General features: G+C 60.5%; 16 protein-coding genes. 12 read left to right on the top strand and 4 right to left on the bottom strand.

The window, feature by feature from the left end:
• The first annotated feature begins 117 nt into the window (after positions 1-117).
• The 9 genes from B195_RS20765 to B195_RS20725 all read left to right on the top strand — a co-directional run bounded on the left by B195_RS20765 (position 118) and on the right by B195_RS20725 (position 9,393).
• Positions 118-735 (top strand): NUDIX domain-containing protein, encoded by a 618-nt coding sequence (locus B195_RS20765; RefSeq protein ID WP_003438967.1) that lies wholly within the window; start codon positions 118-120, stop codon positions 733-735.
• Complete coding sequence (locus B195_RS20760; protein ID WP_003438969.1) at positions 726-1,178, top strand: DUF1249 domain-containing protein; 453 nt, start codon at positions 726-728, stop codon at positions 1,176-1,178. The genes B195_RS20765 and B195_RS20760 overlap by 10 nt, the downstream gene beginning before the upstream one ends.
• 104 nt (positions 1,179-1,282) lie before the next feature.
• A complete protein-coding gene (cpdA, locus tag B195_RS20755) occupies positions 1,283-2,098 on the top strand; it encodes a 3',5'-cyclic-AMP phosphodiesterase (RefSeq protein ID WP_003438971.1) in 816 nt (271 codons plus the stop codon).
• 77 nt (positions 2,099-2,175) lie between these two features.
• Positions 2,176-2,784 (top strand): YqiA/YcfP family alpha/beta fold hydrolase, encoded by a 609-nt coding sequence (locus B195_RS20750; protein WP_003438973.1) that lies wholly within the window; start codon positions 2,176-2,178, stop codon positions 2,782-2,784.
• Positions 2,785-2,836: 52 nt separating this feature from the next.
• Entirely contained in the window at positions 2,837-4,741 is a 1,905-nt protein-coding gene (gene parE, locus B195_RS20745; protein ID WP_003438974.1) for a DNA topoisomerase IV subunit B, read from the top strand.
• Complete coding sequence (locus B195_RS20740; RefSeq protein WP_003438975.1) at positions 4,741-5,721, top strand: esterase-like activity of phytase family protein; 981 nt, start codon at positions 4,741-4,743, stop codon at positions 5,719-5,721. Before parE ends, B195_RS20740 begins: the two co-directional genes overlap by 1 nt.
• Positions 5,718-6,239: a TIGR02281 family clan AA aspartic protease gene (locus B195_RS20735; protein WP_003438976.1), complete on the top strand. Its 522-nt coding sequence runs from the start codon at positions 5,718-5,720 to the stop codon at positions 6,237-6,239. Before B195_RS20740 ends, B195_RS20735 begins: the two co-directional genes overlap by 4 nt.
• An 11-nt stretch (positions 6,240-6,250) precedes the next feature.
• Positions 6,251-8,515, top strand: coding sequence for a DNA topoisomerase IV subunit A (parC, locus tag B195_RS20730; RefSeq protein WP_003438977.1), 2,265 nt, complete (start codon positions 6,251-6,253; stop codon positions 8,513-8,515).
• Between the two features lie 173 nt (positions 8,516-8,688).
• Positions 8,689-9,393, top strand: coding sequence for a membrane integrity-associated transporter subunit PqiC (locus B195_RS20725; protein ID WP_003438979.1), 705 nt, complete (start codon positions 8,689-8,691; stop codon positions 9,391-9,393).
• A 133-nt stretch (positions 9,394-9,526) separates the two neighbouring features.
• On the opposite strand, the gene B195_RS20720 is transcribed toward B195_RS20725, so the two are convergent.
• Complete coding sequence (locus tag B195_RS20720) at positions 9,527-11,065, bottom strand: AhpA/YtjB family protein (protein WP_003438981.1); 1,539 nt, start codon at positions 11,063-11,065, stop codon at positions 9,527-9,529.
• A gap of 132 nt (positions 11,066-11,197) precedes the next feature.
• Between B195_RS20720 and serB the strand changes: the two genes are divergently transcribed.
• Positions 11,198-12,412, top strand: a complete 1,215-nt coding sequence (serB, locus tag B195_RS20715) for a phosphoserine phosphatase SerB (protein ID WP_003438982.1) — start codon at positions 11,198-11,200, stop codon at positions 12,410-12,412.
• A 66-nt stretch (positions 12,413-12,478) separates the two neighbouring features.
• Here the strand turns inward: serB and asd are convergent, their stop codons facing one another.
• The 3 genes from asd to B195_RS20700 are packed head-to-tail and all read right to left on the bottom strand — an operon-like array spanning position 12,479 to position 15,762.
• Positions 12,479-13,345 carry an archaetidylserine decarboxylase gene (gene asd / locus B195_RS20710; RefSeq protein ID WP_003438984.1) on the bottom strand — a complete coding sequence of 289 codons (867 nt, stop codon included), beginning with the start codon at positions 13,343-13,345 and terminating at the stop codon, positions 12,479-12,481.
• Positions 13,346-13,354: 9 nt separating this feature from the next.
• Complete coding sequence (locus B195_RS20705) at positions 13,355-14,182, bottom strand: rhodanese-like domain-containing protein (RefSeq protein WP_003438986.1); 828 nt, start codon at positions 14,180-14,182, stop codon at positions 13,355-13,357.
• A 44-nt stretch (positions 14,183-14,226) separates the two neighbouring features.
• The gene (locus tag B195_RS20700; protein WP_003438989.1) at positions 14,227-15,762 is read right to left on the bottom strand and encodes an HDOD domain-containing protein; all 1,536 of its coding nucleotides are present in this window, start codon (positions 15,760-15,762) and stop codon (positions 14,227-14,229) included.
• 164 nt (positions 15,763-15,926) lie between these two features.
• On the opposite strand from B195_RS20700, the gene motA reads away from it, so the two are divergent.
• The gene (motA, locus tag B195_RS20695; protein WP_003438996.1) at positions 15,927-16,778 is read left to right on the top strand and encodes a flagellar motor stator protein MotA; all 852 of its coding nucleotides are present in this window, start codon (positions 15,927-15,929) and stop codon (positions 16,776-16,778) included.
• A 3-nt stretch (positions 16,779-16,781) separates the two neighbouring features.
• On the top strand, positions 16,782-17,777 hold the full coding sequence (gene motB, locus B195_RS20690; protein ID WP_003439010.1) for a flagellar motor protein MotB: 996 nt from the start codon (positions 16,782-16,784) through the stop codon (positions 17,775-17,777).
• Positions 17,778-17,801 lie beyond the last annotated feature (24 nt).

Below are 17,801 nucleotides of genomic sequence, written 5' to 3'. Positions count from 1 at the left end.
TGCAGGCGATCCGTCTATCCCCGCGTCATAAAAGGGGCTGCATCCTTGACCGCAGGCGCGTTAGGATGCCCGATGCCGTGGGGCAACCCCGGAGAAATTCGCCAGCAGAGGTTTTCCATGACTGATATCACCAAGGCTACGCCAAGCGCCACAGAGATCATAAAACGCGAAGAGTGTTTTAAGGGTTTCTACCAGCTTGACCGCGTACACCTGCGCCATGAATTGTTTGCTGGCGGCATGAGCCCTGAGATCAGTCGCGAAGTATTTGTCCGGCACGATGCCGTGTGTGTGCTGCCCTATGATCCGCAGCGCGATGAAGTGGTGCTGATCGAGCAGTTCCGGGTCGGGGCCATGGGCAAGGCCGAGACTCCCTGGCTGATAGAACTGGTCGCCGGGCTCATCGACAAGGCCGAAGTGCCTGAAGAAGTCGCCCATCGCGAAGGTGAAGAAGAAGCGGGGCTGAAGTTCTCGTCTTTGTGGCCGATCACCCGTTACTTTCCGTCCCCGGGCGGCAGTACCGAGTTTGTGCATTTGTATCTGGGCCGTTGCAGCTCCGAAGGGGTTGGCGGATTGCACGGGCTGGAAGAAGAAGCTGAAGATATTCGGGTAACGGTCTGGGCCTATGAAGATGCCTTGCAAGCCGTACGCGATGGCCGTATTTCCAATGCAGCGAGCATTATTGCCCTGCAATGGCTGGCGCTTAACCGCGCTGAAGTGAGGGGGTTATGGTTGTAATTGCGCGTCGTGAACGATACCGGGTCGACCTGATTGGCTTGCAGGCTGCCTGCGAAGCCAACTACGCACGTTTGATGCGGTTGCTGCCCGATATGCGTGAGCAACCGGTTGCACGGCGGATCGCCGTGACCCAGGGTGACCAGATGCTCGGGGTGCTGACCCTTGAGGTGATTCAGGACTGCCCCTACACCAGCACGTTGCGGGTACGGCAGGAACACAGCCTGCCGTGGCTGCCGGTACCCGAACTGCAGGTTCAGGTGTACCACGATGCGCGCATGGCTGAGGTGATTGCGGCCGAGCATGCGCGGCGTTTTCGCAGTATTTACCCGTACCCCAACGTGGCCATGCATCAGCCCGACGAGAAAGCCCAGCTCAATATATTTTTGGGTGAGTGGCTGAGCCATTGTCTGGCATGCGGGCATGAATACGCGGAAGTCCGTTAGACGTACTAATTTGTAGAAGCGGGCTGGCTCGCGATCTTTGCCCCACGACAGCTGGCGAGCAAGCGCGCTCCTGCCACACAACCCTTTCTCCCGGGAGATTCACCTTGCCGAGTGTATCCACGCTGACCACCGAAGACCCGGTGCTGCTGGTGCAGTTGACCGACAGCCATTTGTTTGCCGATGCCGAGGGTTCACTGCTGGGGCTCAGGACCGCAGACAGCCTGCAGCAGGTCATCGATCTGGTTCGCGGCGAACAGCCGCAGGTCGATTTACTGCTGGGCACCGGTGATCTGGCCCAGGACGGCAGCATTGCGGCTTACCAGCGTTTTCGGCAATTGACCGGGTCGCTGTGCGCCAAAGCGCGCTGGATTCCCGGCAATCATGACAATCTGCCCCATATGCGCGAAGCGGCCGTGCAAAGCCGTTTGCTGGACCCGGTGGTTGATCTGGGCAATTGGCGCATCACATTGCTGCATTCGAACGTGGAGCAAAAGAGCCAGGGTTATCTGCAAGACAGTCAGCTGCAGTTGCTGGCGCAATCCTTGAGCGAAGCGCCGGACCGTCATCATCTGATCTGCCTGCACCACCATCCGGTGCCGGTGGGCTGTGAATGGATTGAACCGATCGGGCTGTGCAACGCCGGTGAGTTCTGGAAGGTCATCGATCGTTATCCACAGGTCCGTGGCGTACTTTGGGGGCACGTGCATCAGGCGTTCGATCAGCAGCGCAACGGCGTCAGGTTGCTGGCCTCACCCTCGACCTGCATCCAGTTCGCCCCCGGCAGCGCGGATTTCAAGGTCAGCAGTGAGGCGCCGGGTTATCGCTGGTTGCGCCTGCAGCCTGATGGCACTTTGCAAACCGGGGTGTCACGCGTCACTGACTTCGTCTTTGAACCCGATTACAGCGCCAACAATTACTGAGTTGCCCCTGAGTCAGGCTAAACTGCGCGTCTTTATTGATGTTGTGTTCAGCCTTATCTGTACTCGGGAGTGATTGCATGTCCGGTTCCATCTTGTATATCCATGGCTTCAACAGTGCCCCTGAGTCCAAAAAGGCCACGCAGTTGATCTCGGTAATGCAAGGCATGGGCCTTGGCGATCAGCTCCGGGTGCCGGCCTTGCATCATCACCCCCGTGAAGCGATGGCGCAGTTGACCGCGGCAATCAGCGAGATGGACCGTCCGTTGCTGGTCGGCAGCTCACTCGGCGGCTACTATGCGACCTGGTTGGCCGAACAGCATGGCCTCAAGGCACTACTGGTCAACCCGGCCGTCAGCCCGCATCGGATGTTCGACGGTTATCTGGGCACCCAAACCAATCTTTACAGTGGCGAAACCTGGGAGCTGACCCTGGATCATGTGCAGGCCCTGGCCGAGCTTGAAGTGGCGGCACCCCAGGACCCGCAGCGGTATCAGGTGTGGCTGCAAACAGGCGATGAAACCCTGGACTACCGTAATGCTGAAAAGTACTACAAGGCATGTGTCTTGCGGATTCAGGCCGGTGGCGATCACAGTTACCAGGGGTTCGCGCAGCAACTGCCCGCGCTGCTGAATTTTGCCGGGATTGGCGCCCAACAGTATCAAACCATCGATTTTGCGGCCCTTTAAGGCGCCCGTCGAATGGCCCTTATTTTTCATTTACGACTAACGACGAGACCCTATGGCCACTCCCAGCGCTAGCTCTTATAACGCCGACGCCATCGAAGTCCTCTCGGGCCTCGACCCGGTGCGCAAACGTCCCGGCATGTACACCGACACCAGCCGGCCCAACCACCTGGCCCAGGAAGTCATCGATAACAGTGTCGACGAAGCCCTGGCCGGTCACGCCAAATCGGTGCAGGTCATTCTGCACGCCGATCACTCGCTGGAAGTCAGTGATGACGGGCGCGGCATGCCGGTGGACATTCACCCCGAAGAAGGGGTGTCAGGGGTCGAACTGATCCTCACCAAGCTCCATGCCGGCGGCAAGTTTTCCAACAAGAACTACCAGTTCTCCGGCGGCCTGCACGGCGTGGGGATTTCGGTGGTCAACGCGCTGTCGACCCTGGTGCGGGTCAAGGTCAAGCGTGACGGCAACGAGTATCAGATGACCTTTGCCGATGGCTACAAAGCCACCGACCTGGAAGTTCTCGGCACTGTCGGCAAGCGCAATACCGGTACCAGCGTGTTCTTTGCGCCGGACCCTAAATACTTCGATTCACCCAAGTTTTCGGTCAGCCGTCTCAAGCACGTGCTCAAGGCCAAGGCCGTATTGTGCCCGGGGCTGCTGGTCAGTTTCGAGGACAAGGGCACCGGCGAAAAGATCGAGTGGCACTACGAAGACGGCCTGCGCTCCTATCTGGTGGATGCGGTCAGCGAATTCGAGCGCCTGCCTGACGAGCCGTTCTGTGGCAGCCTGGCGGGCAATAAAGAAGCCATCGACTGGGCGCTGTTGTGGCTGCCCGAAGGCGGCGACAGTGTTCAGGAAAGCTACGTCAACCTGATCCCGACGGCCCAGGGCGGGACCCACGTCAACGGACTGCGCCAGGGCTTGCTCGATGCCATGCGCGAGTTCTGTGAATTCCGCAGCCTGCTGCCCCGTGGCGTCAAGCTGGCCCCCGAAGATGTGTGGGAACGCATTGCGTTCGTGCTGTCGATGAAAATGCAGGAACCGCAATTCTCGGGCCAGACCAAAGAGCGTCTGTCGTCCCGTGAGGCGGCCGCTTTCGTCTCGGGTGTGATCAAGGACTCCTTCAGTCTGTGGCTCAATGCCAACCCCGAGTTGGGCATGCAGCTGGCAGAACTGGCAATCAACAACGCCGGGCGCAGGCTCAAGGCCAGTAAAAAGGTCGAGCGCAAACGCATCACCCAGGGGCCGGCCCTGCCGGGCAAGCTTGCGGACTGTGCCGGGCAGGACCCGATGCGCTCCGAGCTGTTTCTGGTGGAGGGTGACTCCGCCGGCGGTTCAGCCAAGCAGGCCCGGGACAAAGAGTTCCAGGCCATCCTGCCGTTGCGCGGCAAGATCCTTAACACCTGGGAAGTCGACGGCAGCGAAGTGCTGGCCAGCCAGGAAGTGCACAACATCGCGGTAGCCATCGGGGTTGATCCGGGCGCGGCCGACATCAGCCAGCTGCGCTACGGCAAGATCTGCATCCTCGCCGACGCCGACTCGGACGGTCTGCACATTGCCACCTTGCTCTGTGCATTGTTCGTGCAGCACTTCCGCCCGCTGGTGGATGCCGGTCACGTGTATGTGGCCATGCCGCCGCTGTACCGGATCGACCTGGGCAAAGAGATTTTCTACGCCCTGGACGAAGCCGAGCGTGATGGCATCATCGACCGTCTGGTGGCCGAGAAGAAGCGCGGCAAACCGCAGGTCACGCGATTCAAAGGTCTGGGTGAAATGAACCCGCCGCAGCTGCGTGAAACCACCATGGACCCGAACACCCGGCGTCTGGTGCAGCTGACGCTTGAAGATTACGCCGCCACGTCGGAAATGATGGACATGCTGCTGGCGAAAAAACGCGCCGGTGACCGCAAGTCCTGGCTCGAATCCAAAGGCAACCTGGCGCAGGTGCTGGCCTGATGCGCAGTGCCTTGATGGCGTTGCTTTGTGTGACTGCAGCACCGGTAATGGCCGATACCTGGCCGGAGCTGGTGCTGCAGTCCGAGCATCCCGTAGAAGGCATGCGCGGCGCCAACCTGTCCGGGCTGGCGCTGTGTCTGGGTGAGCTGTGGGCGGTGTCTGATCGCGATGATGATCAGATTTACCGCCTGGATCAGCACTCTCCCGAATGGCACGCCGAGGCACTGCATATTGATGTCCCGCCGCCCCCTGAAAGCGGCTTGCCGTGGGGCGTGCGCATGATGAGCAAGGCTGTCAGCCCGTTGCGTGGTGGTGAGCTGGATTTCGAAGGCATCAGTTGCGACGAGGCGGGCAACCGCTTCGTGGTCAGCGAGACCCACGCCGCGGTGCTGCAAATTCCGCAGACGGGCGCGCCGGCATGGTTGAAAATCGATCCGTCACTGGTCCGTCAGGCGCGCGCCAGCGGCATGCTGCTGCATTTCAATGCGCTGTTTGAAGGTATCGCCGTCAACCCGCAGGGCAACCAGATCTGGCTGGCGGCCGAGCGCGAGCGCCGCGGTTTGCTGACCATCGGCAAAAAACAGAGCGTGTGGGACTGCGAAGGCGGTTGCGTGTTGATGAGTGAGGGTGGCCTCGAGTCGGCCCCACCTCAACTCAAGGTCAAGGCACAACAAAAGGACTTCGCCGACCTGGCGCTGTTCGAGGGCAAGCTGTTCACCCTCGAACGCATGGCCTATCGCATTTGTCGTCGCACCCCGGGCACGGGCGACGTTGAGCGCTGCTGGTCATTTGCCGATGATGGGTTGATCGCTCCCCGGCGTTACAACAGCGCCTATGGCAATGCCGAGGCCCTGAGTGTGGATGCCGAAGGCGCCTGGATCGGTGTGGACAACGGCAATCACGTGCGCGCCGATGGCGAGAAGCGTCCCGTGGTCTGGCGCTTCGCGGCACCGCAAGGTGGCTGGAGTGCCGCATCATGAGCCAGCAACCGCCGGGCAAGGGTGTGGGCCGGGTCTTCATGATTGTGGCCTGGTGCGCGGGGCTGTATCTGGCGACGCAATTTTTCGGGCGCTGGGAACAGCGTCAGGAAAACCCCAATACTGAGGTCGCCTCGCTGCAGGGCGCGGGCTACATCGAAGTCAAACTGCTCGCCAATTCCCAGGGCCACTTCGTCGCCAGCGGCCGTATCAACAACGTGCCGGTGGAATTTTTACTGGATACCGGGGCCACCGATGTCGCGGTCCCGCTGGAGCTGGCCAGGCAGTTGGCATTGCCCAAGGGTATGGCCGTGACCCTGAATACCGCCAATGGCCGTACCCAGGGCTATCAGACCCGTATCGACCGCCTGCAACTGGGCGCCATTGTGCTGCGCGACGTGCGCGCGGTGGCGGCTCCCGGGCTTGAAGGCGAACAAGTGCTATTGGGCATGAGTGCGCTGAAAAAACTTGAATTTACCCAGCGCGGCGGCACCATGCTGCTGCGCCAGACAACGAACTGAATGAGGTCCGCATGAGCGATTCCCTTGATCTCAGCCTGGACGGCGTAGAACGCCGGTCACTGGCCGACTTCACCGAACAGGCCTACCTCAACTACTCCATGTACGTAATCATGGACCGGGCCCTGCCGCATATCGGCGACGGCCTCAAGCCTGTACAGCGGCGCATTATCTACGCCATGAGCGAGTTGGGGCTGGACGCAGATTCCAAGCACAAGAAATCGGCGCGTACCGTCGGTGACGTACTCGGCAAGTTTCACCCCCACGGTGATTCGGCGTGCTACGAAGCCATGGTGCTGATGGCGCAGCCATTCAGCTATCGCTACACCCTGGTCGACGGGCAAGGTAACTGGGGTGCGCCGGATGATCCCAAGTCATTCGCCGCCATGCGTTACACCGAAGCCCGCCTGTCGCGTTACTCCGAAGTGCTGCTCAGCGAACTGGGCCAGGGCACGGCGGACTGGGTCCCGAACTTTGACGGCACCCTCGACGAACCTGCGGTGTTACCGGCCCGTTTGCCGAACATCCTGCTCAATGGCACCACCGGCATTGCCGTGGGCATGGCTACTGACGTGCCGCCGCACAACCTGCGTGAAGTCGCGACCGCCTGTGTGCGGCTGCTCGACGAGCCCAAGGCCACGATAGAGCAACTGTGCGAACACATTCAGGGCCCGGACTACCCGACCGAAGCCGAAATCATCACCCCCCGTGCCGATCTGCTGAAGATCTACCAGACCGGTCGTGGTTCGGTGCGCATGCGGGCGGTGTACCACATCGAAGATGGCGACATCGTGGTCACGGCATTGCCGCACCAGGTATCGGGCGCCAAGGTGCTGGAGCAGATCGCTGCGCTGATGCAGGCCAAGCCGACCAAGCTGGCGATGGTTACTGACTTGCGCGACGAATCGGACCACGAAAACCCGTGCCGCATCGTGATCATTCCGCGCAACAACAAGGTCGATCTCGACGAATTGATGCAGCATCTGTTTGCTGTGACCGATCTTGAGTCCACTTTTCGCGTCAACATCAACATCATCGGCCTGGACGGCAAGCCGCAGCTGAAAAATCTGCGGGCCCTGCTGGTGGAGTGGCTGGAGTTCCGGGTTCACACGGTGCGCCGCCGCTTGCAGTTCCGCCTTGATAAAGTCGAGCGCCGCCTGCACCTGTTGGACGGTTTGCTCACTGCTTATCTGAACCTCGACGAAGTGATTCATATCATTCGTACCGAGGAACATCCCAAAGCCGAGCTGATTGCGCGCTTTGCCCTGAGCGAAACCCAGGCCGACTACATCCTCGACACGCGCCTGCGCCAATTGGCCCGCCTCGAAGAGATGAAGCTGCGCACCGAGCAAGATGCGTTGCGCAAAGAGCAGGCCAAGCTGCAAACCTTGCTGGGCAGCGAAGCCAAGCTGAAAAAACTGGTACGCAGCGAATTGCTGGCTGACGCCGAAACCTATGGCGATGACCGTCGCTCGCCGATTGTGTCCCGCGCTGAAGCCAAAGCCTTGTCGGAAAACGAGCTGGTGCCCACTGAAGCGGTCACGGTGGTTCTGTCCGAAAAAGGCTGGGTACGTTGCGGTAAAGGTCACGACCTGGATGCGACCGGGCTGTCCTATAAAGCAGGGGACGGCTATAAAACCGCTGCTGCCGGACGCTCCAACCAGTTCGCGGTATTTATTGACTCCACTGGGCGCAGTTACTCGGTGCCCGCCCACACGTTGCCGTCGGCACGTGGCCAGGGCGAGCCGTTGACCGGCCGCCTCACGCCGCCACCGGGTGCGACTTTCGAGTGCGTGTTGTTGCCCGAAGACGACTCGCTGTACGTGATTGCCTCCGATGCCGGTTACGGGTTTGTGGTCAAGGGTGAAGACCTGCAGGCCAAGAACAAGGCCGGCAAGGCGTTGCTCAGCCTGCCCAAAGGCGCGCAAGTGATGCTGCCGCGACCTGTGGCGGATCGCGAGCACAATTGGCTGGCGGCCGTTACCACCGAAGGCCGGCTGTTGATATTCAAAGTCAGCGACCTGCCGCAACTGGGTAAAGGCAAGGGCAACAAGATTATCGGCATTCCCGGTGATCGCGTGGCCAATCGCGAAGAGTACGTGACGGACATCGCCGTGCTGCCGGACAACGCCACATTGGTGCTGCAGGCCGGCAAACGCACCCTGTCGCTCAAGGCTGATGACCTGGAACATTACAAAGGCGAACGGGGTCGGCGCGGGAACAAATTGCCGCGAGGCTTCCAGCGTGTGGATGCTTTGCTGGTAGAAGTGCCCAATTAAGCCCGTTTAGTGCGTCCGATCTGCGATTTATCGCGTAGATCGGCGCAACGGCGCTGGAGTCACGCCGTATATTCGCGGATGATATGCGCCTCTTACGACATAGCGCGTATGATTTTTCCTGGAAATCTTCAGAATCACACTGCGGCGCGCCAAACGGCGGCCACCTGGATGGAATGATGAACGTTCTACGTCTTCCTTTAATTGCGCTACTGACCGGTGTGCTCGGCCTGGCGGGGTGCAGCACGCACCAGCCAGCGGCTTTGTACCAACTGGACAGTGGCACCCCCGGCCAGCCCAAGCAAAGTGCGGGCATGGCTGTGGTACTTGGCCCGGTGACTGTGGCCGATTACCTGCAACGCGAAACGTTGCTGCAACGTCAGCCGGATGGCAGCCTGAGTGCGGCCACCGATGGTCGTTGGGCCGGTAGCCTGTCGTCAGACATCGATCAGTTGTTGCTGCGTCAGGTGGCCTGGCGTCTGGACAGTCAGCGAGTAGTGCTGGCACCGGCCCCTTCGGGCTTCAGTCCGGACGTGCAAGTGCTGCTGTCGATCACCCGCCTGGACTCCGGAGAGAGCCAGCCGGCAATTCTCGACGCGCAATGGCGCTTGATCGACCGGCGCGGCCAGGTACGGGACAACCGCATGGTTCATCTGGAACAGCAGCACGACGGCAGCACGGCCGCTCAGGTCAAGGCTCAGGGCGAGTTGTTGCAACAGTTGAGCAAACAATTGGCGGCGGCCCTGGAACCGCTGGCCAACCAGCCGCCGCTGGTTGAATTGCGCAAGCCCGAAGCCAGGCCGGCCCCCAAGCAAACGGAGAAGCCGAGAATTCCGATGGCTTCACCGATACGCACGGACATGGAAGTGTTCCGCTTCTGAGTCAGTTCACACAATAAAAAACGCCGCTTGCCCAGCACTGGGAAAGCGGCGTTTTTTATTGCCCGGTCTTTGCAGGAGCCGGCTTGCTAGCGAGCTGTTTCAGCGCCCGGCTCGCTCCTGCAGGGTATGGCCTTTAGCCGCGGTTCTCATGCATCCGGGCCAGCTGGCGTTCGAGCATGGACGGGTAGGGCTCCATCAGCCGCTCAACGCAGCAGGCGCCTTCGGGGCTGGCGATAGGGCGGATGCGGGCGCGTTGACGAATCAGCGGGTCATCGCTGATTTTGCGCTCCACCAGCAGCAGGTTGCGGCTGTGTTGCGACAATGCCAGGGCGTCCTGGGCGGTTTCGGTCAGCAGCAGATCAATCTGGCTCAGGCCGTTCAGCCCTTCGCCCAGCACCAGACCCAGCTGCAATTGCAGGGTGATGCCGCTGTCGGCAACTTCGATCTGCAGAGCGTGGCCCAGGGCCCGCAGCAATTCGCCACAGCAGATGGCGTTGGTCAGGTAGTCGTCGCCGCTGTCTTCGCTATGGAACAGCATCAGGGTGCTGCCATCGTTCAACGTGTGCAGCTCGCTCTGGTACAGCGACGCCGCCTGGTTCAGGCAGTCGCGATAGCGTTCAAGCAATTCCATCAGGCGGGCACGGGGCAGGCGCCGCAGCTGTTCTTGCGCCCCCAGCTGGACTGCCAGTACCGCGCTTGGTTGCGGTGAGGTCGGCACGGCTTTGGCCACGGCTTTGGGAGCAACCGCGGTTGTACCGGTGTCGCGCAGGTCCGCGAACGGGTCTTCTTCACCCTCGTCTTCTTCGGTGCTGATCACTTGCCGGGGTGCCGCTTTAGGGGCAGGCGCAGCCGGTGCTTCATCGAAAGCCGGATCGCTCAGGTTGCGTACTTCGAAGGTCGGCTCGTTGTCTTCGGCGGCTTCGTAATCGCTGTCGTCGTAGTCGTCTTCCGGTTCTGGCTCTGGTTCCGGCTCTGGAGCCGGGGGGGCCAGTCGGCTGTGAAGCTGGCGCGCCAGATCACCGATTTCATCCTGGCGGGTCGTTGCCGGGGTGTAAGGGTCCGGTTCGCGCAGCCAGACCCGCAGCTGCAACAGGGGGGTGGTGATATGGCGGCCCAGACGCAGGCTCAAAGCCAGCGCCAGTGCGAGCAGAATTGCACTCAAGATGCCCATGCTCTGCAGGCTGATGGTCATCGGCTGCTCGAACTGGTTCATGTCCAGGCTAATGCGCAGATGCCCGGCCGTTACATCCTGAAAGGTGATTTTGGTCTGGTACACGCCCTCGGTTTCGCCCAGCAGGCTGTTTTTTGGACGTTGCCCGGCTTCGGCGAGGATGCGGTTATCGACGCTATAAATAGCGGCGTGCGCAACCAGGGGGTTTTTGGTCAGGTTATTGAGCAGCACGTTGAGGCTGAGAATGTCGTTGGACACCAGCAACTCGGTGGCCGAGGTGGCTGTTTGGGTGGTCAGGCTCTGACCCAGTGCATCGGCTTGTTCGTGCATGGCCTGTTTGAATTGCAGGCCCATCACCACGGCATATATGACCAGCGCCAGCGCGACCAGAATCACGTTGTGGGTGGCGATACGCAGAGCAATCGGAACGCGACGATCGCGCAAGGCCCGGAAGATCAGCAGGAAGAAATTATCGTTTTTGACAGGCAATGGCCGGTTCACTGAGCGCGGCTCTTAGTCCGTTAAGTTGGAGCGCAGTATAACGAGCGGCCTCGAGGCGGCAAAGCCTTGGCGATGCCCGATGGTCACTGAAAGTAGGTAGAATGCGGTTTTTTTAGTGAATGGGGGTGTGCCTTGCGCGAAATCGTCCTGATAAACATCACGGGTGAGGACCGTCCGGGTCTCACTGCGGCCATTACCGGCGTACTGGCCAGCAATGGGGTGAACATTCTCGACATCGGTCAGGCCGTCATTCATGGCGTTTTGTCGTTGGGTTTTCTGGTTGAAATTCCGCAAGCGGAGCAGGTGTCGGCGGTACTTAAAGACCTGCAGCCCCTGATCGCCAAAGAAGGCCTGCAACTGCGCTTCGACCCGATCTCCGAGGAGCACTACCAGCGCTGGGTCAACGAGCAGAGCCGCCAGCGTCATGTGGTGACATTGATGAGCCGCCAGGTCACGGCCCATGAACTGCAACAGGTGACATCGGTAATCAGCCAGCACGGGCTGAACATCGAGCAGACGGATCGTCTGTCCGGTCGTGTGCCGCTGGATGCGCCGACGCAGTTGAGCAAGAGCTGCATCGAGTTGCGCGTCTGCGGTGAGCCGACCGACCTCCAGGCGTTGCGTGAAGCATTCTTTAACCTGGCGCAAGAACTCAATGTCGACATTGCCTTGCAGGAGGACACCCTGTTCCGTCGCCATCGCCGCCTTGCCGTATTTGATATGGACTCGACCCTGATCCAGGCCGAAGTCATCGACGAGCTGGCAAAGGCTGCGGGTGTGGGCGAGCAGGTATCGGCCATTACCGAGCGGGCCATGGCCGGTGAGCTGGATTTCAAGGCCAGTTTCAAGGAGCGCATGGCGCTGCTTAAAGGTCTGGACGTCAGCGTGCTGGACTCCATCGGCGCCTCGCTGCGGTTGACCGAGGGCACCGAAGTGCTGTTCGCAGAGCTCAAGCGCCTGGGCTACAAAACCGCCATTCTGTCCGGCGGCTTTACCTACTTCGCCAAGCAATTGCAGGAAAAGCTGGGTATCGACTACGTGTTCGCCAACGAGCTGCAAGTAGTGGATGGAAAAGTCACCGGGGTGGCGGTTGAGCCGATTGTCGATGCACAGCGCAAAGCCGATTTGCTGCGAGAGCTGACAATAAAGGAAGGGTTGGTACTGGAGCAGACCATTGCGGTCGGTGATGGCGCCAACGACTTGCCAATGCTGGCAATTGCCGGGCTGGGTGTGGCATTCCGTGCCAAGCCGCTGGTTAAACAGTCAGCCAGACATGCCATTTCGACCCTGGGTCTGGATGCCGTGCTGTACCTGCTGGGTCAGCGCGACCGTAACAGCCAGGGCTAGCCAAACCCTGCAGCAGCGCCCTTGCTCGCGAGCTTTCAAGATCGCGAGCAAGGTCGGGGCTCAGTGTTATTCGGCGTTGGCCGGGCCACCAATGGCCTGCCCCATCATCACCGGCGAACCCGCCGTCAGGCTTTCAGCCCATTTGATCTGTTCTGGCCCGAACAGCACGATCGCAGTAGAACCCAGCTTGAAGCGCCCCAGTTCGGCACCTTTCTCCAGATGGATCGGCGCACGGGCAGCTTCGTCGTAGCGGAAAGTTTTCAGCTCGCGTTTAGGCGGCGTCACCAGACCGGCAAACACGGTTTCAATCGATGCCACGATCATGGCACCCACCAATACCACGGCCATCGGGCCGCGCTCGGTATCAAAAATACACACCGCGCGCTCGTTGCGGGCAAACAGCTCCGGCACGTTTTCGGCCGTGGTCTGGTTAACCGAAAACAGGCGGCCCGGAACGTAGATCATTTCGCGCAGAGTACCGGCCAGTGGCATGTGCACACGGTGGTAGTCCTTGGGCGACAGGTAAATGGTGGCAAACTCGCCGCCCATGAATTGAGCCGCAACCGCAGCATCACCGCCGACCAGTTCCAGCACGCTGTAGCTATGACCTTTGGCCTGGAACACCCGGCCGTGCTCGATCGGGCCCAGCTGGCTGACTGCACCGTCGGCCGGGCTCAGCACTGCGCCCGGCGTTTGATCCAGCGGGCGGGCACCGTCTTTCAGGGCGCGGGTGAAGAAGGCGTTGAAGTGCTCGTAAGCAGTAACGTCTTCAACCAGAGCCTGGGACATGTCCACTTGATAACGCTTGGCGAACCAGGTGGTGAACGCATTCTTGAACCAGCGCACGCGGCACTCGGCAATGCAGCCGGCCAGGCGCGACAGCAGGTGATGCGGCAACAGGTACTGGCTCAGGAGAAACAGACGCTTTTTCATTGCAGGTCCTTAGTTTTTGACAGGCAGCTCGACGGGGGTGTCGGGGTGGTTGCCCCATTCGCCCCAGGAGCCGGCGTAACCTTTGACGCGCGGATAACCGAGCGATTTGGCGACGAGATAGGTAAAGCCAGAGCGGTGGTGGGTCTGGCAGTGGGTAATCACTTCTTTGTCCGGGGTGATGCCCAGGTCCTTGAGGATCTGCGCCATGTCGGTACGAATGCGCAGGCTGCGGCTTTTATCCATGCCGGCGGTCCATTCGAAGTTTTTCGCGCCCGGGATGTGCCCGCCTTTGGCCGCCAGCACTTTTTCACCGGCGTATTCGGCGGGGCTGCGCGCATCCCAAATTGCCAGGTCAGCCGCGCCCAGGCGGCTTTGCAGGTACTCGCGGGTGGCAGTGGGGGCGTCGTGCAACGTCAGCGGCAACGGGCCACCGACTGCAGGCGGCACAGTGCTCGACACCGGGCAACCTTCCGCGACCCAGGCGTGAATGCCGCCATCCAGATAGTGGTAAGCCTTGTGTCCGATCACGTCGAGCAACCAGATAAAACGGCCGGCCCAACCGCCGCCTTCGTCGTCATACACCACGTAGACCGCGTCGGGGTTGTGCCCCAGTTCGCCGAACAGCGCCTCCAGAGAAGCCTGGCCCGGCAGCAGGCCGGGTGCCGGGGGCTGGCCCAGTTGGGTGCGTTTGGGGTCGACGAAACGGGCACCCGGAATATGCCCGGACTCGTAGCGTGCGACGCTGGTCAGGTCGACCACAATCAGTTCGGGGTTATCCAGCCGTGCGAGCAGGTCGCCGGGCTCGATGACCAACGGCAAACCAGAGAAGTCAGGCATGTGAGGTCTCCAGAGCGAAAAAAGGAGGGATTGTAGCGCAAGGGCTAGCGCCCGCGCGTGCTAAAGCTATTCAGGGCTTTCTCGATGCATTGCGCGGTTTTGCCAAATGCTTGCACGCTGGTCTCGGAAAACGGGCCGCCACCCTGGTCCGCCAGTATCAGCATCACGACGCGGCCACTGTTGCCCAGCGAGCGTAGCAGCAGATGCTCGCCGGGGAACAGCTGGCGCAGGTTGGCGGGCATGACCGCAGAAATCGTCGCGTTGTTTTCCGGCGTCAGGCGAACTTGCGCCGGTTGCGTCATCAAACGTTGCAAGGCGGTGCTTTCACTGACGGTAAAGCTCATGTCGAAGGCTGCTTTCGGCAGTCCGGATATCTGGAAAACTCGCAGTGTGGTTGCGCTCTTGTCGGCCATCAGCAGCATCACCCGGCGCATGCCGCATGCCAGCAGGGCCTCGCGAGCGCAGGTGGTCAGGTGCATTGCGTTGGCGAAGGTGCTCGGCTCTGCCAGCAATTGCCCGCACAGCTTGCGCCATGTGGCCAGCGCCTCGGCAGAGGGTGGCGCGGCAGGCTGGCCGGGACTGCTGCGGCGGCTGTCCCACGGCCATAGCAGTGCTTGGGCCGGGTGCCAGAGGTCGGGCACCGAGTGATAGCGGGCGCTGCTTGCGGCGTTTTGGTGAACCAGCTGCTGCACTTCATCCAGGGTTGTCTGCAGGTACAGCGCGGTGAGCAACTGCCAGCGCACATTGTGCGGGGTATCCCAGCCCGATTGCGCCGACAGCGCCAGAGCATTGGCCAGCAGCACGCTATTGGCGGGGTGATTGAGCCAGCGCCGCAGTGCCGGATCGGCGTCCAGTCGTTGTTGCTGGCGTAACCCGTCATGGTTGTTGCGGGCGATGTGCAGCACGCTGACCAGGGTGCGCTGCTCTTCAATGATGACCGTATAACCCTGTAGCACCCATGCCGGCAGGCGCCACAATTGCGCCAGCGCCCGGCAGATATCGAACAGCCGTACACCGAACAGCTCTTGCTCGACGTCACTGGCGCGCTCGCCTTTGTGGATGACCCGCTGTTCCCATTCTTCGAGCAGTTCTGGATGGGTCAGCGCCAAAGCCCACAAGGGTGAGAGAAACAGCAGGCTGCCCCAGTAGATTTCTTGCCACAGCCGCGCCAGACGATTGCCGAACAGGCCGACGGCCTGTTGCGCCGCGTGCTGGCTGATGAGCTGGATTTGCCGGAACCCCGGGGGGATTTCTTCCTGGCTCAGGGTGTTCATGTGCTCAAGCAATCTCTGGGTACGTTGCAGGCCCAGTCGGTTGATGGCCACTTCCAGGCTCTCGGCCGGTTCGCTCAGGCTGCTTTGCAGGTGCTGGTTGGCTTCGCGAATCAGGGTCAGGGCCAGTGCCGGGCTGTCTTGTATCAGCTCGGCAATCTCGCGCAATGAGCGGCGATTGTCGTTGAGGGCTTTGCACACCAGCCCATGGCTATGCTGCGGGATTGGCAAGCGGGCGGCGTTGAGCCGCTCGACCCAGGCATCCAGGGTTGCAGGTGTTGAGGTCGGGCTGGTGGTTTCACTGGTCATGATGGGAGCTGGTCATCATCAATTTGTTACTCGCGCCAAAAGGGCTGAACGGCTTTTCGCCTTTACCGGCTATAGTCTGGCGCAGATTTGCCGATAAGGAGAAGTAGAGTTTCACCGCGCTTGAATATGACCTTGAACCCGACTCAATAAGTACTTTTATATCTATGGCTAAAATTATCGGCATCATCGTTGTATTCGCGAGCGTACTCGGCGGGTACGTGCTTTCCCACGGCAAGATCGGGGCGCTGATTCAGCCGTTCGAGGTCCTGATTATTGGCGGGGCGGCGTTCGGTGCATTCCTGCAGGCCAATCCCGGTTACATGACCATGCACGTGATCAAAAAATCACTGGGTATGTTCGGCTCGCGTTTTACCCACACTTTTTATCTGGAAGTGCTGGGCCTGATTTACGAGATTCTCAATAAAAGCCGTCGCGAAGGCATGATGGCCATTGAGGCCGATATTGAGGATGCGGCGGCCAGTCCTATCTTCGCCAAGTACCCCACCGTGCTCAAAGACGAGCGCATGACAGCCTTTGTCTGTGATTACCTGCGCATCATGTCGTCGGGCAACATGGCGCCCCACGAGCTTGAAGGGCTGTTCGACATGGAGTTGTTCAACCTCAAGGAAGAGCTGGAGCATCCCTCCCACGCCGTCAACGGGATTGCCGACGGCATGCCGGGTTTCGGTATCGTGGCGGCGGTTCTGGGGATCGTGGTGACCATGGCTTCCTTGGGGGAGGGTGATCAGGCCGCCATTGGCCAGCACGTAGGCGCGGCGTTGGTGGGCACATTCTTCGGTATTCTGGCGGCCTATGGTTTCTTTGGCCCGCTGGCCACAGCGCTGGCGCACGATGCCAAAGAGGAGCTCAACATTTACGAGTCGATCAAGGCCTCACTGGTGGCATCGGCCTCCGGCATGCCGCCGTCGCTGGCGGTCGAGTTCGGGCGCAAAGTGTTGTATCCCAAACACCGGCCGAGCTTTGCCGAGCTGGAACAAGTGGTTCGCGGTCGCTGATTTATGGAAAACAATCAGCCGATCATCATCAAGCGCGTCAAGCGCTACGCTTCGGGTCATCACGGCGGCGCCTGGAAAATTGCCTTCGCGGACTTCGCTACGGCAATGATGGCGTTCTTTCTGGTGATGTGGCTAATGACAGCCGCCACGCCGGAACAAAAAATCGCCATCGGCGGCTACTTCAAGGACCCGATCGGGTTCAGTGACAGCGGCACGCCCTACACCATCGACCTGGGCGGCACCCCAGCGCTGGCGCCGGACAAAACACTCAACCCCGAAGAACAGATGCAGCCCCAGCCCGACAAGGTTGAGGTCGATTCCGATCAGGCTGAAAGCGTGGCGGAGCAAATAGAGAAAGAACGTCTTGAGCTGCTGCTTCAGGAGTTGCAGAACAAGGTCGAAGAAAACCCGCAATTGCGCAAGTTCAAGGACCAGCTGCTGTTTGAAATCACCCCGGACGGTCTGCGGATCCAGATCATGGATGCCGAAAACAGGCCGATGTTCGATGTCGGCAGTGCGCGGCTCAAGCCGTACTTCGAAGATATCTTGCTGGCCCTGGCTGACACCATCAAAGCAGTGCCCAACAAGATCAGTATCAGCGGTCATACGGACGCCACGCCTTATGCCGGCAGTGGTGATTTCGGCAATTGGGAGTTGTCGTCCAACCGTGCCAATGCGGCCCGGCGCGCACTTGTGGTCGGTAGCTACCCGCAGAACCAGGTGGCGCGGGTAGTGGGCTATGCCTCATCGGTGCTGTTTGACAAGGCCAACCCGACCAATCCGGTCAACCGCCGTATCGACATCGTGGTCCTGACCAGGAAGGCGCAACAAGCGATTGAGGGTGAGCAGGGCATTGAGCCGGTCAAGGCACAAGAGCTGCCCAAGGCGCCGATAGATCCGACGGCCTTGCCAGCGGATCAGCAGCCGATGCCGGCCCATGAGCCGCGCCAGAAGCTCAACCTCTTCGACGATAAAGTGCCGGATCCAGCCAGACCCTGACCTGCAGGAGCGTGCTTGCAGCTC

This window comes from Pseudomonas sp. Lz4W (assembly GCF_000346225.2).
GTDB lineage: Bacteria > Pseudomonadota > Gammaproteobacteria > Pseudomonadales > Pseudomonadaceae > Aquipseudomonas > Aquipseudomonas paraversuta.
This window is presented reverse-complemented; position numbering and strand designations above follow the sequence as displayed.